General features: G+C 62.9%; 20 protein-coding genes. 2 read left to right on the forward strand and 18 right to left on the reverse strand.

Annotated elements, in window-relative coordinates; all coding sequences use genetic code 11:
- Nucleotides 1-2 precede the first annotated feature (2 nt).
- From EN990_RS01215 to EN990_RS01260, 10 genes are all read right to left on the reverse strand, one after another.
- Nucleotides 3-1,166: an ABC transporter permease subunit gene (locus tag EN990_RS01215; protein ID WP_127367975.1), complete on the reverse strand. Its 1,164-nt coding sequence runs from the start codon at nt 1,164-1,166 to the stop codon at nt 3-5.
- A 79-nt stretch (nt 1,167-1,245) separates the two neighbouring features.
- On the reverse strand, nt 1,246-2,280 hold the full coding sequence (locus tag EN990_RS01220; RefSeq protein ID WP_127367976.1) for an amino acid ABC transporter substrate-binding protein: 1,035 nt from the start codon (nt 2,278-2,280) through the stop codon (nt 1,246-1,248).
- 86 nt (nt 2,281-2,366) lie between these two features.
- On the reverse strand, nt 2,367-3,317 hold the full coding sequence (locus EN990_RS01225) for a LysR substrate-binding domain-containing protein (protein WP_013530401.1): 951 nt from the start codon (nt 3,315-3,317) through the stop codon (nt 2,367-2,369).
- A 70-nt stretch (nt 3,318-3,387) separates the two neighbouring features.
- Nucleotides 3,388-4,137, reverse strand: a complete 750-nt coding sequence (locus EN990_RS01230) for an SDR family oxidoreductase (protein ID WP_127367977.1) — start codon at nt 4,135-4,137, stop codon at nt 3,388-3,390.
- A 12-nt stretch (nt 4,138-4,149) separates the two neighbouring features.
- Nucleotides 4,150-4,860, reverse strand: a complete 711-nt coding sequence (locus EN990_RS01235) for an SDR family oxidoreductase (protein WP_127367978.1) — start codon at nt 4,858-4,860, stop codon at nt 4,150-4,152.
- A 286-nt stretch (nt 4,861-5,146) separates the two neighbouring features.
- Nucleotides 5,147-5,935, reverse strand: coding sequence for a FadR/GntR family transcriptional regulator (locus EN990_RS01240; RefSeq protein ID WP_164753459.1), 789 nt, complete (start codon nt 5,933-5,935; stop codon nt 5,147-5,149).
- 50 nt (nt 5,936-5,985) lie between these two features.
- The gene (locus tag EN990_RS01245) at nt 5,986-6,333 is read right to left on the reverse strand and encodes a RidA family protein (RefSeq protein WP_013530405.1); all 348 of its coding nucleotides are present in this window, start codon (nt 6,331-6,333) and stop codon (nt 5,986-5,988) included.
- A gap of 68 nt (nt 6,334-6,401) precedes the next feature.
- Complete coding sequence (locus EN990_RS01250; RefSeq protein ID WP_063168722.1) at nt 6,402-7,208, reverse strand: SDR family oxidoreductase; 807 nt, start codon at nt 7,206-7,208, stop codon at nt 6,402-6,404.
- Nucleotides 7,201-8,013 (reverse strand): shikimate dehydrogenase, encoded by an 813-nt coding sequence (locus EN990_RS01255; RefSeq protein WP_013530407.1) that lies wholly within the window; start codon nt 8,011-8,013, stop codon nt 7,201-7,203. Before EN990_RS01255 ends, EN990_RS01250 begins: the two co-directional genes overlap by 8 nt.
- Before the next feature lie 5 nt (nt 8,014-8,018).
- Complete coding sequence (locus EN990_RS01260) at nt 8,019-8,909, reverse strand: 2-hydroxy-3-oxopropionate reductase (protein WP_064992566.1); 891 nt, start codon at nt 8,907-8,909, stop codon at nt 8,019-8,021.
- A 118-nt stretch (nt 8,910-9,027) separates the two neighbouring features.
- Here EN990_RS01260 and EN990_RS01265 point away from each other — a divergent pair, with 118 nt between their 5' ends.
- Together EN990_RS01265 and EN990_RS01270 are read left to right on the forward strand one after the other, a co-directional pair.
- The gene (locus EN990_RS01265; RefSeq protein WP_127367980.1) at nt 9,028-9,786 is read left to right on the forward strand and encodes an HpcH/HpaI aldolase/citrate lyase family protein; all 759 of its coding nucleotides are present in this window, start codon (nt 9,028-9,030) and stop codon (nt 9,784-9,786) included.
- A 15-nt stretch (nt 9,787-9,801) separates the two neighbouring features.
- Nucleotides 9,802-11,019: an FAD-dependent oxidoreductase gene (locus tag EN990_RS01270; RefSeq protein ID WP_013530410.1), complete on the forward strand. Its 1,218-nt coding sequence runs from the start codon at nt 9,802-9,804 to the stop codon at nt 11,017-11,019.
- A gap of 179 nt (nt 11,020-11,198) precedes the next feature.
- Here EN990_RS01270 and EN990_RS01275 read toward each other — a convergent pair whose 3' ends face one another.
- From EN990_RS01275 to EN990_RS01310, 8 genes are all read right to left on the reverse strand, one after another.
- Complete coding sequence (locus EN990_RS01275) at nt 11,199-11,930, reverse strand: ABC transporter permease (RefSeq protein ID WP_063173765.1); 732 nt, start codon at nt 11,928-11,930, stop codon at nt 11,199-11,201.
- Between the two features lie 5 nt (nt 11,931-11,935).
- The gene (locus EN990_RS01280; RefSeq protein ID WP_164753458.1) at nt 11,936-12,643 is read right to left on the reverse strand and encodes an ABC transporter permease subunit; all 708 of its coding nucleotides are present in this window, start codon (nt 12,641-12,643) and stop codon (nt 11,936-11,938) included.
- A 77-nt stretch (nt 12,644-12,720) separates the two neighbouring features.
- Nucleotides 12,721-13,518 (reverse strand): transporter substrate-binding domain-containing protein, encoded by a 798-nt coding sequence (locus EN990_RS01285; RefSeq protein WP_127367982.1) that lies wholly within the window; start codon nt 13,516-13,518, stop codon nt 12,721-12,723.
- A gap of 71 nt (nt 13,519-13,589) precedes the next feature.
- The gene (locus EN990_RS36560; RefSeq protein ID WP_127384594.1) at nt 13,590-15,599 is read right to left on the reverse strand and encodes a DUF2817 domain-containing protein; all 2,010 of its coding nucleotides are present in this window, start codon (nt 15,597-15,599) and stop codon (nt 13,590-13,592) included.
- A gap of 22 nt (nt 15,600-15,621) precedes the next feature.
- Complete coding sequence (locus EN990_RS01295; protein ID WP_127367984.1) at nt 15,622-17,148, reverse strand: FAD-binding oxidoreductase; 1,527 nt, start codon at nt 17,146-17,148, stop codon at nt 15,622-15,624.
- Nucleotides 17,145-18,266 carry an aminotransferase class I/II-fold pyridoxal phosphate-dependent enzyme gene (locus EN990_RS01300; protein WP_127367985.1) on the reverse strand — a complete coding sequence of 374 codons (1,122 nt, stop codon included), beginning with the start codon at nt 18,264-18,266 and terminating at the stop codon, nt 17,145-17,147. Before EN990_RS01300 ends, EN990_RS01295 begins: the two co-directional genes overlap by 4 nt.
- Before the next feature lie 42 nt (nt 18,267-18,308).
- On the reverse strand, nt 18,309-19,436 hold the full coding sequence (locus EN990_RS01305) for a 2Fe-2S iron-sulfur cluster-binding protein (protein WP_127367986.1): 1,128 nt from the start codon (nt 19,434-19,436) through the stop codon (nt 18,309-18,311).
- Complete coding sequence (locus EN990_RS01310; RefSeq protein WP_013530418.1) at nt 19,433-20,473, reverse strand: aromatic ring-hydroxylating dioxygenase subunit alpha; 1,041 nt, start codon at nt 20,471-20,473, stop codon at nt 19,433-19,435. Before EN990_RS01310 ends, EN990_RS01305 begins: the two co-directional genes overlap by 4 nt.
- Nucleotides 20,474-20,501 lie beyond the last annotated feature (28 nt).

Below are 20,501 nucleotides of genomic sequence, written 5' to 3' on the forward strand. Positions count from 1 at the left end.
TCTCAGCCCCTCAGTTGATTGCCCTTGAGGGCAATTGCCTTGTTGATGCGGTTGAAGACGGCGGCAAGGCTGAGGTTGATGGCGAGGAAGCCTGCCATCAGGATGCCGATCGCTTCGAGTGTTTGCCCGGAATGGTTGATCGTCAGCGCCACAATCATGAAGAAGTCGGTGAAGCCCACGGCGATGCCCATCGTCGTCGCCTTCATCAGCCAGACATACTGATTGGCAAGGATCGGCAGCATGGCACGCAGCGCCAGCGGCAGCCGCACCAGCGTGAAGACCCGCCAGGGACTAAGGCCCAAGGAAAGGGCTGCCTCGACCTGGCCGGTGCCGACAGATTTGAAGCCTCCGCGCACGATCTCCGCAATGTAGGAGCCGCCATAGATGGCGATGGCGATGGCGAGGGTGGCGAACTCCGGAGGGATACGCAGGCCGCCTCTCAGATTGAGGCCTTGCAGGGCAGGGAAGTCCAGCAGCGGCGTATCCGGCAGACGTCCGAGAGCCAGAATGATGGTCGCGCAGGCCAGTGCCGCTGCGGCGGCGGCAAACTGGATGGTGCGCCGCTGGCCGATCGGCTGGGCAAGGAGCGACGTCCTGCCCAGCCAGGCCGGCAGCACGATGGCCGCGATCACAGCCATTGTGGCTGCGGCAAACGCGACACTGCCGACGTTCGGGAATGGGATGTAGAGTCCTCGGCTGGTGAGCAGGAAGCCCCAGGCTTCGTGCGCGCTGCGCGGCGTCGGCAGGTGCGTGATGATCGCATACCAGAAGAAAACCTGGAGGATCAGCGGAATGTTGCGAAAGATGTCCACATAGGTACGGCCGAGCAGCCGGGCCAAATCGTTCGAAGACGTCCGCGCCAGACCGACGATCGTTCCCACGATCGTCGCCAGTATCAGGCCGACGCTCCCCAGGAACAGCGTGTTGATGATGCCGATGAGGAAGTACCACCAATAGGGATCATTGGCCGTGGCGGGCAGCAGCGAGAAATTCACATCCCAACCCGTCGACTTGAACAGAAAGTCGAATCCGGAGGTGATCCCCTGATCAGCCAGGTTGCGGCGGGCGATCACGATGCCGGCAAGCACCATCGCGGCGATCGAGCCGACATAGAGGACCTGCAACAGCGCGTTGCGGACCTTTTGATTTCTCAGCAGGCTGACCATCCAAAGATCCTTGCCGAATTGTCGCCGACCCCGCCCGGCTGTGCCGGGCGGGGCCTGGAGCGGGTGAGTTAAGGACGGATCAGTCGATCACCAGCGGGAACAGGACACCGCCATTGTTCCAAAGGTTGGTCAACTCGCGGTCCATCTTGTAGGGCGAGTCCTTGCCGAGGTCGCGCTCGAAGATTTCGCCGTAATTGCCGACGTTCTTGATCACCTTGTAGGCCCAGTCATCATCGAGACCGAGACCCTTGCCCATGCCTGGCGTGACGCCGAGGAACTTGGCGACTTGCGGCGAGGTCGGCGTGGCCTTGACCTCGTCGACGTTCTTGGAGGTGATGCCTTCCTGCTCGGCGAAGATCAGCGTGCTCAGCGTCCAGTTGGCGATGTCAACCCAATTGTCGTCGCCTTGGCGCATGATCATGACTTCAGGCTCGACGGCGAGCACGTCGGGCAGGATGACATGGTCGTCGACCTTGCTCTTGGCGATGCGCGCAATGGCGAGCGTCGGGCCCCACTGCGCATAGAGATCGCAGCGTCCGGAGAAATAGGCCTGCTCGAGCTCCTCGGTCTTTTCGATGAGTACGGGTTCGAGCTTGATGCCAAGCTTGCCCGTATAGGCCGCGACCTGCTGTTCCTGCGACGTGCCGGCGGGAATGCAGATCGTGCCGCCGGCCGCATCCTTGAGCGACTTGAGGTTTAGCTCCTTGTGCGCCATCACCTTGGTCGTTCCGAGGTAATAGGACATGGAAAATTGCAGCCCGAGCTCGGTGTCGCGGCTGAGCGTGCCGCCCGACGCCTTGATGATGATGTCGACATCGCCCGATTGCAGGGACGGCCAGCGCTGCGCCCAGCTGATCGGAACGACCTTCAGTTTTGCCGGGTCGCCGAGCACGGCCGTGGCCACCGCCCGGCAGAGATCGATGTCCATGCCCTTCCAGTTGCCCTTGTCGTCAACTTCGGCGAAGCCGAGGTAAGACCCGTCATGGCCGGTGCAGTTGAGCACGCCGCGCGCCTTGACGGCTTCCAGCGTCTTGCCGCCGGCGGCTTCTGCCGGCGCTGCAAAATGCACAAGTCCAAGGGCCATGGCTGCGGCCCCCCATTTCATCGTCTTCATGTTCCGTCTCCACTGTTGAGGTTGTTTGGTTTCTTGTTGTTGGAGGCCCAAAAGTTCTTTTTCGGAGCTCTGTCTCAAAGCCGCTCCTAATCGGAAAGCGGGGTCGGTTTCGGCACGGAGGAAATCTTCAGATCGCTGCCCCAGTCCTGCTGGGCGAGCCATCGATGAAGGGCGGCGACCGCCTTCACGCGCAGGTGCCCGCGCGGGACGATCAGGTAGAACCCAGGAACTTCTTCCGGCCGCATATCGGCAAGGGCGTCGCGCCCGACCGGCGCGACCAGCGCGCCCGACCTCAAATCTTCCTCGGCGTCGATGACGGAGACGAGACCGACGCCGATGCCTTGCAGGGTTGCACGGCGCATGGTCGCGGCATCGTCGAAGCTGATGCTTCGGTTGCCGTCCGTCTGCTCGATGGCAAGGTGGCGTAAAATGTCTGGCCAAAGGCGCTTCGACTTGACGGTGTCCAGCAACGTGAACAACGTCAGGTCCTGCGCCGACTTGATGCTCTCGCCGATGGCCGGAGTGCAGCAGATGACCTTCGGATCAGGCACCAGCAGTATGGTCTCGTAGTCCGGCCAATTGCCGTAGCCCCACTGGACGGTCATATCGATGTCGTCGCGTCCGAAATCGGGCAGATCGACCATCGTCGTCAGGCGCAGATCCGCACCGGGCAATATCTCCCGGAACAGAGATAGGCGAGGCAGCAAATAGTGGGTCGCGAAATAGGGGCTCGCATTCAGGTTGATGCGGTCCCGGTAATTCGACTTGGTGACGCGGCGAACACCTTCGGAAAATTCATCGAACCCAGCTTTGACATAGTGCGAGAGAAGGATGGCAGACTCGGTCAATTCGACCGACCGCCCCTTGCGTTCGAACAGTGTCACCTGAAGCGTGTCCTCCAGTAGCTTGATCTGCTGTCCGACGGCCTGCGGCGTGACCAGCAATTCATCCGCCGCCTGCCGAAAGCTCTTGTGCTGCGCGACGGCGTGGAAGACGCGAAGCGCATTCAGCGAGGGAAGGCGAAGCTTGCCGGTCATCGTCTATTCCACCTCCTTTCGCTTGCGTTCCTGTTGGACAATTCAGCGCCGCCGGCGCCGCGAAAATAGCTCAGGCGTATATATAACCACCTGAAACAATTACATTTTCTCCCGTCATGTAGGTATTCTTGGGGCCGCCGGTCATGAGAACCCACTCGGCAATCTCCGCAGGCTCGGCGCCACGACCCAGCGGGCTCGCCTTGGCCAGTTCCTCGAGGAAGCCGAGGGCCTTGGCCCGCTCCGTGGCCATGCCTGCGGGGGCCACCGAATTGACCAGGATCCCGTGTTTTGCGACGTCATGGGCAAAGGAGCGCGTCAGGCTGACCACGGCGGCCTTGGTTGCCGCATAGTGGGCGTTCTGCGGATGCGCCTTGAAGGCATCGACAGAGGTCAGGTTGACGATCCGGCCACGCACATGGCTCTTCGGCTCCTGCGATTGCATGTGGCGAACGGCTGCCACCATCATGTGATAAGTGCCCTTGATGTTGATGCCGTTGGAGGCATCCCAATCGGCGTCGCTGATCTCGAGGAGCGGGCGGCGAGGGTAGATCGCGGCGCAATTGATCAGCGTGTCGATACGCCCGAGCTTCGAAACGATGGCGTCGAAGGCGGCTTGGCACTGAGGGCCGACCTGGATGTCGCACAGGGCGGTCGCTGTCGGCAGGCCGTTGGCCTTTGCCGGGGCGAGAGCGGCTTCGGCGGCGTCCTGGTTGATGTCGATGATGCCGATCTTTGCAGCCCCGGCCTCTACAGCCATCCTGGCCAAAAGCGCGCCGAGGCCAGCGCCGCCGCCTACGATCAGAACGGAAAGATCCTTCATTCCAGTTTTTCCTTACTTGGTGCCGCTTGGCGAGGTTGGCCATGTCGGCATGATGTCGAAACGGGTAACGTCGGCCCATGCGGGCAGGCCGAGTACCGCGACCACCATTCTGGCCACGTCATCCGGCTGCACCACTTTGCTGGCGTACATGGCCGCGCGCGCCTTTGCGTCGAGGATGTCCTGGTAGAGCTGCGTCTCGACACGGCCGGCGACGATCTCGGTGACACGGACGCCTGATGGGGAGAGGTCGGCGCGCAACGCGGCGGCAAAGCCTGATATCGCCGCCTTGGTGGCCGAATAGACGGCAATGTTGGAATATGCCGCGTGGCCCGCGGTGGAGCCGGTGAACAGGATGTGGCCAGCCTGCCGCTCGCGCATCTGCCGAACGACGAGGCGGGTAAGCAGGATTGCCGCGCTGAGGTTGACCTCCAGCGTGGTGTCGATGTCGGAGATTTTCATGTCGGCGAAATTGCCCAACGGTGGCATGATCCCGGCATTGTTGATCAGCACGTCGATGGTCAGATCCGCCAGAACAGCTTCCAGCGCCTCGCGATCGGTCACGTCGACGGCGATGGGCACGATGCCGGATCGCTCGGCCTGCAACGCCTTGAGCGCGGCCTGGCTGCGCCCGACCGCATAGACATCGTAGCCGGCGTCGCTCAGTGCGATCGCCATGGCCCGCCCTATGCCGCTTGTTGCACCTGTGATGAAGGCTGTCGTCACGTTGGCTTCCCTGATTGCCTGATTCAGTCTGCGGCCTGGGCCGATGCCGCAAAACCAAGAAAACCAGCAAAAAGGAAAGATAAACTTTCGAATTCTCTTCTCCCGCCCGAAACCTGGACAGGTGGTGACCTCGGCGCCGAGGCTGAAAACCGAAGGAAACGACGGGAAAACGATGTTCTCAGCCTGTGGGAAACGGTTCAGGTCAGCTGGCGGAGCAAAAACATGGCTTTCGCAATACGTGGCTAATTTGAGTGAGTGCGAATGCCTGGGTGATCGAAGCCGGGGCCTATCCGCCGGTCGAAACAGGTCTTTTCATATCGGTAAAGAGCGAGGCCGCAGCCGCCTGCTGCTCTGCCTCTGTCGCCGCGACGCCCGAAGCCCGTGCCAAAGCGCGCACACGCCCGAGGCTGTTGTGCAGATGCTTGCGCATGGCCTGGCGAGCGGCACGACCGTCCTGCCTTTCGATGGCATCCACGATGGTTTTGTGCTCGTTGTGAATGCGTGCGTAATAGCTGTCCTTGAGCGCCGGCGTGACCACGTAGCCCAGTTGAAAGCGTGGAACGATCATCGGCCTGAGATAGCTCAGGAAGCCGTGGATGAATTCGTTGCGCGCGGCTTTGGCGATCGCCAGATGGAAATCATAGTCGTAGTGGATCTGGACGACAGCGGGATCCGCTTGCTGGGCGTCGACCTGTTCCATCAGGGCTCGGATTCCACTCGCCTCCGCATCGGTGCGCCGTTCCGCGCATAGCCCGGCGGACTCCACCTCGACACTCAATCTCAGTTCGAGCAGGGCAATGGTTTCCGGCAAGGTCCTCAGCGCCTCGTCCGGTATCGAGAAATTGCGCGGCGCCGGCGTTTCGCTGACGAACATGCCGCGGCCCTGCTGCGGCACCACCATCCCTTCGGAGCGCAATCGCGCCACCGCTTCCCGCACCACCGTCCGGCTGACGTCGTACTCGGCACAAAGCTCCGCCTCGGTCGGCAATTGCGCGCCGGGAAGCAGAGATCCGGAACGGATCTTTTCGGACAGACTCTCCGCCACGACAGTGGAAAGCGGTTTGCGCTTCGTCATCAGTCTCCCCTTAGCCAGATTCGCGATGATGCCCGAACCGGCAAGGCCATTCAAACCGCCGCGGTGACGATCAGCTCGACCAGCATTCCAGGCTTGGCCATCCGTCCTTCGCCGGAAGAGCGCGCGGGTGCATGCTCCTTCGGCATCCATCCGTCCCAGACCGTGTTGACCTCGTCGAAATCCCTGATGTCGTCCAGCCACATCTGCACGTGAAGGATGCGTGTCTTGTCCGTACCGGCCTTGGCAAGCAGGACGTCGACCTTGCCAAGCGCCTCGCGCATCTGGTCGGCTGCGGACTGACCCGGCTTTGCGACCTGGCCGGTGAGGTAGAGGGTGCCATTGTGGATGACCCCGTGGTGGATGCGGGTGTCGAAGTCGAAGCGCTTGATGTCACTCATTGGATTGTCCTTGTCAGATTTCCGGCCTCCGCCGGATGGGTCAGATTTCCGGCCTCCGCCGGATGGGGTCAGATTGCCGGCGTCTGGCGGATGGGGTTTCCCTGCAGATATTGTGCGTAGGGCGCCTGAACGAGCCAGCCGGCGTCGACGGGCAGGGTGACGCCGGTTATCGATGCGGCCCGGTCGGAGCAGAGGAACAGTGCGGCCTCGGCAACGTCGCGCGGCTCGACGAAGCGGCGCAGCGCGGTGGTCGCCTGGATGGCTTCGGGGTTGCGCTCACCCTTGGCGATCCTGGCTTTCAGCCCGTCCGAAAGCGTGTAGCCGGGTGCCACCGCATTGACGCGTACGCCGTGCGGACCGAGCTCGGCGGCCAGGATCTGGGTCAAGGCCAGGACGGCATGCTTTCCGGGCGTGTAGGCGGGCAGGGACAGCGGCGCGAAGGAGGCAAGCGAGCCGACGTTCAGGATCGCGCCTCGCCCGGCAGCCGACATCAGCCGACCGAACACCTGGCAACCCAGCAAGGTGCCGCGATAGTTCACTCGCCACATCCTCTCGTCTTCGTCCAGATCCTGGTCGAGGACGTGCTTGCCACTCTGCAGGATGCCGGCGCAGTTGACGACGACGTGCGGGGTACCGAACGCGTCGCTGACGGCCTGCGCCAGCGCTTCCACCGAGCCGGATTCGGCGACATCGGTCTGGACAAACAGCGCGCGCGGTGCGCCGACCGCCGCGCAGGCGCCAACCGCCTCATCGCCCCGTGCCGCATCCCTGCCGGCGACCACCAGATGGTAGCCGTCCTCGGCGAAGCGCAGCGCTATCGCGCGTCCGATGCCGGAAGTGCCGCCGATGACGACGGCCGTCAATGTCTCAGCCATTGCCGCGACCTTTGCCTTCGATGTCGAAGAATTCGGACATGGCCCGGACCTGGAAATCCATCATCGGGCGCCCCGGCTGAATGCGGCAGCCAATCTCTTTCGCCGCCTTTAGCAGGGGGGTCTCGGCGGGCTCCATGATGATGTCGACGACCGTCATGTCCGGGGTCAGCCGGCTCACATCCAGCGGCAGCGGGTCGCCGGCGTGCATGCCGACCGGCGTGGCGTTGATCGCCATATGCATGCCGGAAGGCTCGGCCTCTCCAACCTGGATGCGGCATTTCGGGAAGACCTGCGCGACCAGCGCCGCCAGTTTTTCGGCGCGACCGGTATCGATGTCGGCCAAGCGGATTTCCTCGGCACCGGCTTCGGCAAGACAATAGGCCAGGGACGCGCCGGCGCCGCCGGCGCCGACCTGAAGGATGCGGCGGCCGGCAATCTCATGTCCGCCTGCCTTGAGGCCATCGATAAAGCCGACGCCGTCGAAATTGTCGGCGTACCAGCTGCCATCGGGCAGCCGGCGCACGGAATTGGCGCTCTGCACCCTCGCGGCGCGGTCGTGAGCGGCGGTGCATTTGTGATAGACCGCAACCTTGTACGGCACCGAGATGATCACGCCCCTGATATTCTCGGCTGCCGTAATGCCGGCCCAGAAGGCCTCGAAATCCTCCGGGCGGCAGCTCAAGGGCACCATGAGGCTGTCGAGGCCCTTCTGCTCGAAGATCTCGTTGAATATGCCGGGGCTCTTGGCATGGGCCACGGGATGGGCCAGCATCACGAAGATCTCGGCCTTGCCGGTTCCGCGCATCGGTTTTACTCCTTTTCTTTTGACAGTTCGTGGCCGCTGAGGATCTCCAGCGCCTGGACGAGGGACGAGTGGTCGGCCTCCGCGCCGCCTGGTCGGGCTGAGCAGGCGCTCATCAGTTGTTGCGCCATCGCGGTGTTCGGCAGCGAGACGCCAAGCGCGCGGGCGCTTTCGAGCGCGAGGTTGAGATCCTTCTGGTGAAGCCGCATGCGAAAGCCCGGGGCGAAGGTCCGGGCGATCATGCGCTCGCCATGCACCTCCAGCACGCGGGACGAGGCAAAGCCGCCCATCAGCGCGGCGCGCACCTTTGCCGGGTCGCAACCGGCCTTGCTGGCAAAGACGAGCGCTTCCGCCACGGCCTCTATGTTGAGCGCGACGATGATCTGATTTGCGATCTTGCAGGTCTGGCCGGCGCCATTGTGCTCGCCGATCAAGGTGATGTTCTTGCCCAGCGTCCGAAAGATCGGCAGCGCGCGCTCGAACTCTGCGGTCGGCCCGCCGACCATGATGGTGAGGCTCGCCGCCTTGGCGCCGACCTCACCGCCCGAGACCGGGGCGTCGAGGTAGCCGGCTCCCGCTTGCCGCAGTTTCGCTGCGAATTCCGCAGTGGCGATAGGGCTGATCGAGCTCATGTCGATGACCAGCTTATCGGCCGACAGCCCCTCCAGGACGCCGTTTCCTCCAAGCAGGACACGCTCCACATCTGGCGTGTCGGGCAGCATGGTCACGATGATCTCGGACATCCGCGCCACATCGCCAGGAGAGGCGACGACCGATGCCCTAAGGTCCTTCGGCAGAGGGGAGCGGTTCAGGACCGTGAAGATCTCATGTCCCGCGTCGACGAGATGGTGCGCCATCGGTGCTCCCATCACACCGAGCCCGATGAACCCGATCTTCATTCTTGAACCCCTGTACGAAGGTTGGTGCGTATTACATCTTGCAGCAAATTATTGCCGTATGATATAGGACATCATACAAATTTCAACGTCCTTTCGCTCATCGGAGACCGACCGCAAAATGCAAGAGCGCCTCAACACGCTGAAGGCTGCCGTATCGGCCGGCCGGGCCCATATCGGCATCTGGTGCTCGCTGGCTTCGGCCCTGACGACGGAAATTGTCGCGGGCTCCGGCTGGCTGCTGATCGATGGCGAGCATAGCCCCAACCATCTGCGCAGCATCATGGCCCAGTTGCAGGTCATGGGCGGCTTCGACAGCGAGGCCGTCGTCAGGCTGCCTTCCGACGATCCCAATCTGATCAAGCAGGCCCTGGATATCGGTGCGCGCAGCCTGACGATCCCCAATGTGCGGACGGCCGATCAGGCCCGCGCCATTGTCGCGGCTATGACATATGCGCCTGGTGGATTTCGCGGCTTCTCGGTCGGTCACCGTGCCAACGGCTTCGGTCGCATCGCCGGTTACCACGCCAAGGCGCGTGAGCAGCAGCTTCTCGCGGTACAGATCGAGGATGAATTGGGCGTCGCCAATGCCGCGGAAATTGCGGCAGTGGACGGCGTCGACGTTCTCTTCGTCGGGCCCGGCGACCTTTCCACCAATATGGGTGCGATGGGCAATCCCGGGGCCGCACACGTTCAAGAAGCGATCGCCTCGGTGCGCAAGGCGGCAACGGCGGCAGGCAAGGCCAGCGGGATCCTGGCTCCCGCAAAGACCGATGCCGACCGCTACATCGCCGACGGCTTCACCATGGTTGCCGTTGGTTCCGACCTCGGCCTGCTGGCGCGGGGCTCGGATGCCTTGGTCGCTTCGTTCACTCAGTAGACCGGAGATACAGCCATGCCGATCCCCCGGTACAAAGCGCCGTCACGCACCGCCTACGACATCGTCATCGTCGGCGGCGCCGTCATCGGTTCGTCCACGGCCTACTGGCTGAGCCAGGCGCTGGGCAGCGGCGCCTCGATCCTCGTGGTCGAACGCGACTCGAGCTACGAATTCTCGTCGACGGCGCTCTCCACCAGTGCGATCCGGCAGCAATATTCCAATCCGATCAATGTGAAGATCAGCCAGTTCGGCATCGAGATCATCCGCGGATTTCAGGAGCGTATGGCACCTTTCTACAAGGACGAACCGGCGCCCGACCTCGGCTTCAAGGAGCATGGGTATCTTTACTGCTGTTCACCCGACGGCGTCAAAGCGGCCCGCGAGCGCGTCGATCTGCAACGCAGTTTTGGGGCCCACACGGTGTTTCTTGAGCCGGGCCCGCTGAAGGATCGCTTCCCCTGGCTCAATGTGGAGGATCTCGGTGGCGGTTCCTGGGGGGCCAGGGAAGAGGGCTGGTTCGATTCCGTGGGGCTGATGAACGGTTTCCGCCGCGCAGCCCGCGCCAGCGGCGTCGAGTATATCGACAATGCCGTGACAGGGCTGGATATCGCCGATGGGCGGGTCATCTCGGTGCGCCTCGCGACCGGACAGACGGTTGCCTGCGGAACATTGGTCAACGCCGCGGGCCCGCGCGCTCAGCAGGTGGCCGCCATGGCCGGCCTGTCGATCCCGGTCGCGCCCTACAAGCGCTACAGCTTCGTCTTCGCCAGCGCCAACCCGATCCCCGGCCGGATGCCCAATGTCATCGACCTTTCCGGAACATTCGTGCGTCCCGAAGGCGAGCTTTTTCTCACCGGCAACACGCCGCAAGGCGACGGACCGGCCGGCTACGACGACTTTGAAATGCACCATGAAGAGTTCGACGACTACATCTGGCCGGCACTCTGGCACCGCATTCCGTCTTTCGACGCACTCAAGGTCCAGACCAGTTGGACCGGCCACTACGAGTACAACATGCTCGACCACAACGGCATCGTCGGCTTCCACCCGCAGGTGACCAATTTCATGTTTGCCAACGGCTTCTCGGGGCACGGGCTGCAACAGTCGCCAGCCGTGGGCCGGGCCGTTTCAGAACTTATCGTTCACGGGGCTTTCCAGACGCTCGATCTTTCGCCGTTCTGTTACGAGCGCATAGATCGCAACGAGCCGTTTCTCGAGGAAGCAGTGATCTAAAGCGAGACGATCGGTCACCCATTTTATCTCGGGCATTCAGCGTCCAATGAAATTGGATCTTAGTCAGAGACGTCGTGAAAACTACTCGCTTCTCGCCGGCCTTGTTTCCAACGACTGACGAGTAGCCACTCGACCGTCAGTGACAATTGGTTTGGGATCGCTCTATCTTAGCAGGGGCGTCACGAACCCACGGTCGATCGATTTGGTTGCGGCGCTGCCAGATCTCGGCCAGAGGAGGCCTCGTGACGCATGAGAAAACGCTCTATGGCGCGGATGATCGCGATCAACAGCAGATTGATCACAAGGTAGAGCACGCCGGCAATGGCGAAGATCTCGAAGATTGCGAAGGTCTGGCTCATCAGCCGCTTGGCGTAGCCGGTGATTTCGAGCACCGTGATCGTCGAGGCAAGGCTGGTCCCCTTGACGACCAGGATGAGCTCATTGCCATAGGCCGGCAGCGCCTGGCGGATGGCGAGCGGAAACTCGATGCGCCGGAACCGCAGCATGCGCGACATGCCGCATGCCTGCGCCGCTTCGACGAGGCCAACCGGAACCGACATCAATCCGCCGCGCAGGATCTCCGACGTGTAGGCAGCCGTGTTCAGCGCAAGCGCCAGCACGGCGCAGCGCGCGCCGTCGCTGATCAACCACCACAGAGCTGCGTTGTCCTTGATCAGGGAAAGTTGGCCAAGCCCGTAATAGAACAGGAAAATCTGCACCAGCAGTGGCGTCCCGCGAAAGACATTGGAATAATATTTGGCAAAGCCTGACAGGAAGCGGTTCGACGACAGCCGCATCAGCGCCAAACCGAGGCCCAGATTGAAGCCGATCAGCACCGAGACGAACGTTAGTGCCGCTGTGACCCACAGGCCCTTGAGCAGGACGGGAACCGCTAGCTGGATGAGATCCATCATAACTACTTTCTCGTCCTCACCCTGAGTAGGCGTTCGATGGCGTCGAACCCGGCCTGGCTGACGAGCGTAATGGCCAGATAAACCACAGCCGCGATCAGGTAGAAGATGAACGGGTGGCGGGTGGAATTGGCGCCAATGAAAGAAATGCGCATCAGCTCCTGAAGGCCGACCACCGAGACCAGGGCCGTGTCCTTGATCGTGGTCTGCCAGACGTTGTTGATTCCGGGAACCGCGATGCGCAGCATCTGCGGCGCGATGATGCGGCGAAAGATCCGGCCGCCCGATAGCCCGAGCGCGCGCGCGGCCTCGATATGCCCATTGGGGATCGCGCCCAGGGCCCCGCGCACGACCTCGGTCGAATAGGCGCCGGAGATCGCGCCGATGGCGATGACCGCGATGACGAACGCATAGCCGCTCTCCGCGACCCCGGCATAGCCGAAAGCGGTCACGACCTTGGTCACGAATTCAACCGAACTGAAAAACAGGAGGTAGATGATGAGCAGCTCGGGCACGCCGCGCACCAGCGAGGTATAGGCATCAACGAGCAGCGAGAGCGGAAATATCCGGGCCCATTTGATCAAGCCGCAGACAATGCCGATCACCAGCCCGGCCGCCATGCTGACGAGACCCACCAGGATCGTTATCGACGCGCCACGCAGGATGGCGGTCACCCAACCCGCTTCCCAAACCTGCCAGAGACCGAATTCCATCTGAGTTGCCCTAGTCTTGTCGTGCCAATGAAGTGCATGCGCCCGGAGATCCGGGCGCATGCGAGGGTTCCAAGGCGTTATTTGCAGGGCCGGGAAATGTCCGTCTTGAACCATTTCTGGCTTGCCTTGCCGACCGAGCCGTCCGCGATCAGCTCGCAAAGCGCCTTGTCGATCTTGGCCTTGAGTTCGGTGTTGTCCTGCGCGATGCCGACGCCGATGCCTTCGCCAAGCGTCGGGTCGTATGTGCTCTTGATCTCAACACCGACCAGTTGGAAGTTCTTGCCGTCAGGCTTGTCCAGAAAATCCTGCAAGGCGGATTGATCGGCGAAAGCCGTGTCGATACGGCCGCTCGCCAGGTCGATCTGCATCTGGTCAAGCGTGTCGTAGGTTTTCAGGTCGGCATTCGGTGCACGCTTCTCGAGGAAATGCGCGTGGGTCGTGCCAGCCTGCACGCCGACCTTCTTGCCGTCGAGCGACTTCAGCAGCGTGTCGACGTCGGTGATCGCGGCCAGATCAGAACCCTTGGCCGCGACGAACATGTTGGCCAGTTCGGCATAGCCGACGCTGAAATTGATCTCCTTCTTGCGATCGGCGGTGATCGACATGCCCGAGATGATGACGTCGAAGCGCTTGGCCTTCAGCGCCGGGATCAACCCGTCGAACGCCTGCACGACAAAATGGCAGGTCACCGCGAGTTTGGTGCACAGCAACGCGCCGACATCGGCGTCGAAACCGGTGACGTTGCCACTGGCGTCGGACATGCTCCATGGCGGGTAGGCGCCTTCCGTTCCGATGGACAACTCGCCTTCGGCCGCCAATGCGTTTCCCATGCTTCCCGCGAGACATGCGAGCAGCGTCAAGACTTTCAGCTTCATATCAGTTCCCCTTGTTGTTGGTCTTCATTGCCGTTGTCCGGTGCGAACCGGACGCTTCGAGGATGCTTCCCTCACAGTGTCCGAGCCAGGAATTGGCGCAGACGCTCCGAGCGCGGGTTGCCGAACAGCTCCGCGGGCGCACCCTCTTCCTCCACCTTTCCCTGGTGGAGAAACAGAACCTTGTGGGAGACCTCGCGCGCGAACTGCATCTCGTGCGTTACGAGGATCATGGTGTTGCCTTCCTCCGCCAGTTGACGGATCACGCGCAGCACCTCGCCGACCAACTCGGGATCGAGCGCCGATGTCGGTTCGTCGAAGAGGATGACTTTGGGACGCATCGCGAGCGTTCGGGCGATCGCGGCGCGTTGCTGCTGGCCGCCTGATAACTGGCCCGGATAATGAGCGTGCTTGTCGGCGAGCCCGACCTTCTTCAACAAGGCGTGCGCATGTTCGATGGCCTTCTCGCGGGGCTCCTTCAAGACGTGCCGGGGCGCTTCGATGATGTTCTCCGCCACCGTCATGTGCGGCCACAGATTGAAGTTCTGGAACACCATGCCGACGCGGGCGCGGATGCGTTCGACCTGCGCCATGTCGGCTGGCCCAAGACGGCCGCTCGACAGCGGCTTCATCTTGATCACCTCGCCATCGATGGCGACCTTGCCGCCATCCGGCTGCTCCAGAAGATTGATGCAACGCAGGAACGTGCTCTTGCCCGAGCCCGACGAGCCGATCATGGAAATGACCTCACCGGCATGGGCGGTGAGATTGACGCCCTTCAACACCAAAAGCGAGCCGAAGCTCTTGTGAAGCTCGTCGATCTGCACGGCCGGCGTGGTGATCTTTGCCTTGTCAGCGGGCGCCGGATCGGCCGCGACGGCAGGAAGGGTTGGCGGCGTCTGTTCGCTGCTGGTGTCCTGGGTTATCTCGACGGCTCGCAGGTCCGCCAGCGCACGATCGAAATAGCGCAGGCTGCTGGACAGGCAGGTGCGTTGCCAGTCTGGGTCATCCGGGATGAAGGCGCAACGCAGAGCGTCGCGGATCCGCTTGCCCAACGGCGAATCGAGCTTGCCGAACAGATGCAGCCAGTTGTCGGCCTGGACCGCTTCCATGACAGCCGGCCCGTCCAACGTGCCGCATTCAACGACAAGCGGCAGCACGCGCGCGTTCGGCATTGCCTTGCGGACGGCATCGGAGACATAGCCGGTCGCCGTTGCCGTGATGCCGGTATCGGTCTTGGCGCCCTGGCCTGTCAGGACTGTCGCCAGCGCCGGCCCGAAGATGGATTTGCCCCAGGCAAGGCCGTCATGCTCGGAACTCGCCACAGAAAGCAGAGCCGGATAACCGTAAGGCCCGGCGCCGGTATGCAGGTCGAAGACGATGGCCTGGCGCGCCGCGCCGGCAAAGGTCTTCAGAATTTCGTTCAAGGTGCGGTTCGACCAGACCGGGCCGCCACCGCCGTAGAACATGCCGTCGGCGAACTCATACTGGCCGGCTTCGACGATCGCCGCCAGCCCGGCATGCCCAAGCCTTTTGCGCGCCACGGCGAGCTTCTCGTCGGCCGCTATGCGGTCCGGTCCCTCCCACTCGCGATACGCCATGGCGTCGTGCAGGCCGGCATAACCGTTGTTGACGGGAGCACTTGAAGACCAGTCGATGAAGTTGCGGTTGAGGTCGACATTGTCCTCGTTGACGCGCCGCGACCAAGCCGTACCCCAGGGATTGATGAGGTGAATGGCAAGGATGGCTGTGTCGCCGGGCAGGCGCCGCAGGTGCTTCTGGCCGAGCCAGGCGGTCTGGCAAGTCGAGCCGAACGGGCCCTCGACACCATGCGTACCGGAGATGAGCACGATCAGCTTGCGCGCATCGCGGCGGCCAAGCAGCGCCACATCCGTCGCCAGCGTCTCGCCATCCGGGCCGTTCAGCGGATGAACATATTCAGACAGTTCCGCGCCGGCCCGCTCGGCGGCTTCGCGAAATCTCCTGCGAAGGACGGCGAAATCACGGGCATAGGCGGGGGCTGGCTCATCATGGCGCATGGTCGATCCCACCGGATCGCTGGCGGTTGCGGTCAATCCGTTCATTCCCTGTCGTTCCACCGTGGGGCTATTCATCGTTGTGATCGCTCGTGTTCTGAGGTGGCAATCGGCGCTCATTGCCGGAAAGGAGCGGCCTGGAGGACCGGACAAACCAGGCGTCGGAGGGAAGCACCTTGTCGGGGTTCATGATCGACTGATCGTCCAGCGCTCGTTTCACCCGCTCCATCACGGCGAGCTTCGTCGGGTCAACCGTCGCCAGCAGCGAATGGATGCGCTTGGACCCAACACCGTGCTCGGCGGAAAAAGAACCGCCAATCTCCCGCAGTTGTTGGTACAGGACGCTCTCGGCAGCCTCCGCTACGTCAGGCGCCAGCGGACCCTGACGGTTGAGGATGATATGCAGGTTTCCATCGGCCAGGTGACCGAATACATAGGGCGCCAGACCCGGTTCGATCGCTGCGAGCCGGGGCAGGATTCTGTCGAGGTAGGCCGGAATTTCCGACAGAGGCACCGACACGTCGAAGGAAGGCGCTTGGGGATGGGCGCGATAGAGCACGCCGGTGTCCTCGCGCAACCGCCACAGGTCTTCCTCTTGCCGCCGCGAGCCGGCAATGATGCCGGTGGCTTCAGGATAGCGCTCCATCACTTCCGAATAGATACGCTCGAAATCTTCGCGCAGCGCCTCTTCGCGCGCGCCGCCAAGCGACAGCAGCAGGAACAGTGTCTGGTCGAGCGGCACGCTCGGTTCGGACCATTCATGCGCGGCTGCGGCCAGGCTGAAATACGAGGTCCACATCGCCTCCGCCGCGCGCAAATGTCCCGCATCCGATTCAAGCGCCAGACGAATGACTTGCAGCGCCGCTTCGACAGACGGCAGCCCGAAAAGCGCGGTGGCGGTGGCTCGCGGCGAAGGGTCGAGCTTGACGACCACGCGGGTCACTATGCCAAGCGTGCCCTCCGCACCGATGAAGAGATGCTTCAGATCGTAGCCGGCGGAATTCTTCACCACCCGCGTCAGATCGGAATAGACCGATCCGTCGGCCAGCACGGCCTCCAGGCCAAGGACGCGGTGGCGCATGACCCCGTTGCGAAAGGCCATCACGCCACCCGCATTCGTGGACACCATGCCGCCGATCGTCGCCGAACCGCGCGCGGCAAGATCGATACCGGGCTCCAGCCGGTGCTCAAATGCGGCAGACTGCAAAGCTTCGAGGGTAACACCGGCACCGACCACCGCCACGCGCTCGACCGGATCGAGCCGCTCGATCCGGTTCATGCGTGCCAGGGAAAGAACGATCTCGCCCGGCCGCGGGACACTTCCGCCGACCAGGCCGGTCCGCCCGCCCTGCGGCACGATCGGAATCTCATTTTGACTGCAGATGCGCACCACCGCCGCAACCTCACCGGTCGATGAAGGCGCAACGACGATGCCGGCGGCGCAATCCATCCCGTTCGAACCAAGGTCGATCGCCCCGGCATCATCACCGGTCCGCACATTCGAGGCGCCAACGACATGGCGGATCGCGTCGACAACCGACAACGGCACCGCTTGCTCGATCCAGTTCGTTTGCCTGGGAGACGCGTGGCCGCTCATCGCCCAGCCAATCCCTGAAGCGCCGTGATCAGCCGGTCGTTGTCGGCCGGCAAGCCGATGGTGGCGCGCAGATAGTGCTCGTAGCCGGCTTCGCGCCACGCCTTAACGATGATCCCCTGCTTCAGGAGACCGGCGGCAACGCTGGAGCTGTCGCCCTTGCAGTCGAAGAACAGGAAGTTTGTCTGCGACTGGGCAACCCGGAAACCAAGGCCCGTAAGTGCGGCGGCGGTGCGCACGCGCTCGGCTCTGACGCGGCCCGCCGACGCCTTCATCCAGCTTTCGTCGGCCAGTGCCGCAATTGCGGCGACCTGCGCTGCCGCATTGACGTTGAACGGCGTCTTGGCGGCCGCGATCACTCTTGCCAGTTCGAAGCCCGAACAAACGGCATAGCCAACGCGCAGCCCCGCCAGGCCATAAGCCTTCGAAAGTGTGCGCAGCACGACATGGTCGATGCTGCTGTTACGCAGGACCTCGATGCCGTCGGGCGCGCCGGGATCGGCGAATTCGAAATAGGCCTCGTCCAGGACAAGAAGCGTGCCGGGCCGCACGGCGCCGATCAGCCGTCGCAGGCCAGCGTGGTCGAGACCCGGCCCGACCGGATTCCACGGCGAGGATATGAAAACGATCCGTGGCCCAACGGCGATCGCCGCTTCGAGCGCGGCAAGATCGAACCCCATCTCGGGTGTCATCGCAATCTTGACGACATCGGCACCGGCAGCCAGCGGCTCTATCTCATGCAGCCCGAAGCTCGGCACCGTGGTGACGACCGAGGCGCCCGGCACCAGGACGGCGCGCGAGATGGCGGCGATCATCTCCTCGGAACCATTGCCGGCAACGATCATGCCAGGATCGATCGCCAGTTTTTCGCCAAGCGCCGCCCGCAGCGCCGTGCAGGCCGGATCGGCATAGCGCCATGGCTCGAAGGATGAGGAGGCCAATGCGGCCATGACGGCGGGAGAACACCCATCCGGGTTCTCGTTGCTGGCCAGCCGGGCGACATCGTTGCGGCCACTCAGCGCCCGCGCCATCGAGATGTTCATGCCGGCATTGTAGGGCGGCAAGGCGGCGATATGCGGATTGAGCGGCAGGCTCGACGCTGGTTTGACCGACTGTTCCAAATCCCGACTTCCGTTTCCCCGCGCCCACGCGCGGCAATCTTGTCAAATATCGAGGACGACTGATCCGCGCGGCTTGGAGCAGCACAACAGCACTTCGCTGCTTCCAAGCTCGTCCAGCGGTTCTTCGAAATAGGCGATGTCGCCCGAGATCAGCCGCGACTTGCATGTGCCGCAGATGCCGGCCCGGCAGCTGAATTCCGGCAACAGACCTTGGTTCTCGGCGAAGTCGAGCAACGATACGGCCGAGCCATCCCAGACGGCCGTCAGGCCCGACTTCCGAAATTCCACGGTTGTCGCTTCCCCGGCCGGCTCGATCCTTGCCGGCTGCGCTGGAACCGCGGGAACTCGCACTGCATCGGGCTCAAGCAGCGTCGCCGGGCCGAAGAATTCGTAGGCAATGCGATACCTTGGCGCGCCAAGCTCGCGCAGCATGACGTAGATCGCCTGCATGAACGGCGGCGGGCCACAGAGGTAGAAATCATAGTCATCGATCGGCAGCAGACGCTGCAGCACGTCCCGCGAAATCATGCCTTCGCTATGGAAGCGCTGCTCGGCCTTGTCGCGCTCGGACGGGTGCCGGTAGCAGAAGTGTGCGGTCAGGCCGGGACGGGTCGAGACCAGGCCGGTCACCTCATCGCGCAAGGCATGCACATCGCCGTTGTCGCAGGCGTGAATGAAGACGGCACGGCGGTCCGGCAACGAAGCCAACGCATGCAGCATCGGCACCATCGGCGTCAGCCCGACGCCGCCGCTGAGCAGCACGACTGGACGGTTGCTGGCCTTGTCGAGCACGAAATCGCCGCGCGGCCCTTCCGCCTGAAGCACATCACCGACGTCGATACGGTCATGCAGGAAGCACGAGCTTATCCCATCGGGAAGCCCCGGCCCGGGTGCTGCCTCACGCTTCACACTGATCCGATAGGAAGCGCTGTCTGGGGAACAGGAGATACTGTAGTTGCGCAGCACATATCCCCTTTCGCCGGCGGCCTCCCGCGCTACCGGAATCCGGAACACCAGGAACTGGCCCGGCTGGAAGTCGCGCCAGTCCTGTGGATCGACCGGCTCGAGATGGAATGAAGTGATGAGGGCGCTTTCGCGCACCTTCGCGACCACTTTCAGGTCGCGAAATCCGCTTCTTGCGATGGTGTCGCGAGCGGTGAATGCATTCATTCGGCAGCTGCCAATTGCTGGCTCTCGCTGGCGATCAGCTTGGCCAGGTTCCGGCGAAAGCGCAGCGGTCCGACATCTATCTTCAGATCGAGATTGGGCGTGCGCTTGTTTGCCATGCCCTTGTGCACGGCATTGAGCACGGTGCGGTCCTCGTCGAAGGCGCCGCGCACAGAGGTGGCGAACTGGCGGGAAACCTCCAAATCGTCGGGGGCGAAATTGCGCATCTGGAACCAGTAATATTTCGTCTGGTTCTCATCGACCGGCGTCATGAAGTTGTAGCTGTCCATGAGGAACACGTCCTCGTGCAGCGGCTTGCCCTCGCCGCCGGTGCGGGCCGGCACGAAGATCGCCTTGATGATGGCGTTGGAGGGGTAGCGCACTTCGTAGTGCTGCTTGCGGTCGCAATTGCCTGAGAATTTGAGGAAAGGCGCATAGAAGGGCGCCGGCGCGGCATCGACCACCCAGCGCCACACGGTCACGCCGTCCGCGCCTACGGTGGTTTCGAGTGGCGCATCCTCCATCGCCTGAACGCCGCCGAAGGAGGACTGGTGGACCCAAGACACATGCGAGGGGTCGAGCAGGTTGTCGGTCATGTAGAGGTAGTTGCAATCGAGCGCCATGGACTCGCCGCGATTGACGCCCCATGCCGGATCGCCCCAGTGGTCGACCGCGAAAATCAGCGCGGGGTCGGCCTTTGCCGCTTCGCCCATCCATATCCACAGCAGCCCGTAACGTTCGGCGATCGGATAGGAACGAACGCATGCCACATGCGGTATCTTTTCAGCACCGGGCACGCGCGTACAGGTTCCGGTGCTGTCGAAGGTCAGCCCGTGATAGCCGCATTCGACAGTGTCGCCCTTGATGCGGCCCATGGACAGCGGCAGCTTGCGGTGGGGACAGGCATCCTCGAGCGCCGCCACCACGCCATCGGTCCGGCGGTAGAGGACAATATCCTCGCCAAGTATCCGGGTCGGCACCAGCCTGTCGGCGACCTCATGGTCCCATGCGGCAACGTACCAGCAGTTTCGAAGAAACATGGCGTCCTCCCGAGCTTGTGACGCCTAA

Origin of the sequence: Mesorhizobium sp. M7A.F.Ca.US.005.03.1.1 (assembly GCF_003997975.1) — a bacterium.
Classification (GTDB): domain Bacteria; phylum Pseudomonadota; class Alphaproteobacteria; order Rhizobiales; family Rhizobiaceae; genus Mesorhizobium; species Mesorhizobium ciceri.

Bases quoted from the DNA above. Each gene is read 5' to 3' on its own strand.
- EN990_RS01215 (WP_127367975.1), bottom strand. From the start codon at position 1,166: ATGGTCAGCCTGCTGAGAAATCAAAAGGTCCGCAACGCGCTGTTGCAG.
- EN990_RS01220 (WP_127367976.1), bottom strand. From the start codon at position 2,280: ATGAAGACGATGAAATGGGGGGCCGCAGCCATGGCCCTTGGACTTGTG.
- EN990_RS01225 (WP_013530401.1), bottom strand. From the start codon at position 3,317: ATGACCGGCAAGCTTCGCCTTCCCTCGCTGAATGCGCTTCGCGTCTTC.
- EN990_RS01230 (WP_127367977.1), bottom strand. From the start codon at position 4,137: ATGAAGGATCTTTCCGTTCTGATCGTAGGCGGCGGCGCTGGCCTCGGC.
- EN990_RS01240 (WP_164753459.1), bottom strand. From the start codon at position 5,935: ATGACGAAGCGCAAACCGCTTTCCACTGTCGTGGCGGAGAGTCTGTCC.
- EN990_RS01245 (WP_013530405.1), bottom strand. From the start codon at position 6,333: ATGAGTGACATCAAGCGCTTCGACTTCGACACCCGCATCCACCACGGG.
- EN990_RS01250 (WP_063168722.1), bottom strand. From the start codon at position 7,208: ATGGCTGAGACATTGACGGCCGTCGTCATCGGCGGCACTTCCGGCATC.
- EN990_RS01255 (WP_013530407.1), bottom strand. From the start codon at position 8,013: ATGCGCGGAACCGGCAAGGCCGAGATCTTCGTGATGCTGGCCCATCCC.
- EN990_RS01260 (WP_064992566.1), bottom strand. From the start codon at position 8,909: ATGAAGATCGGGTTCATCGGGCTCGGTGTGATGGGAGCACCGATGGCG.
- EN990_RS01265 (WP_127367980.1), top strand. From the start codon at position 9,028: ATGCAAGAGCGCCTCAACACGCTGAAGGCTGCCGTATCGGCCGGCCGG.
- EN990_RS01270 (WP_013530410.1), top strand. From the start codon at position 9,802: ATGCCGATCCCCCGGTACAAAGCGCCGTCACGCACCGCCTACGACATC.
- EN990_RS01275 (WP_063173765.1), bottom strand. From the start codon at position 11,930: ATGGATCTCATCCAGCTAGCGGTTCCCGTCCTGCTCAAGGGCCTGTGG.
- EN990_RS01280 (WP_164753458.1), bottom strand. From the start codon at position 12,643: ATGGAATTCGGTCTCTGGCAGGTTTGGGAAGCGGGTTGGGTGACCGCC.
- EN990_RS01285 (WP_127367982.1), bottom strand. From the start codon at position 13,518: ATGAAGCTGAAAGTCTTGACGCTGCTCGCATGTCTCGCGGGAAGCATG.
- EN990_RS36560 (WP_127384594.1), bottom strand. From the start codon at position 15,599: ATGAACGGATTGACCGCAACCGCCAGCGATCCGGTGGGATCGACCATG.
- EN990_RS01295 (WP_127367984.1), bottom strand. From the start codon at position 17,148: ATGAGCGGCCACGCGTCTCCCAGGCAAACGAACTGGATCGAGCAAGCG.
- EN990_RS01305 (WP_127367986.1), bottom strand. From the start codon at position 19,436: ATGAATGCATTCACCGCTCGCGACACCATCGCAAGAAGCGGATTTCGC.
- EN990_RS01310 (WP_013530418.1), bottom strand. From the start codon at position 20,473: ATGTTTCTTCGAAACTGCTGGTACGTTGCCGCATGGGACCATGAGGTC.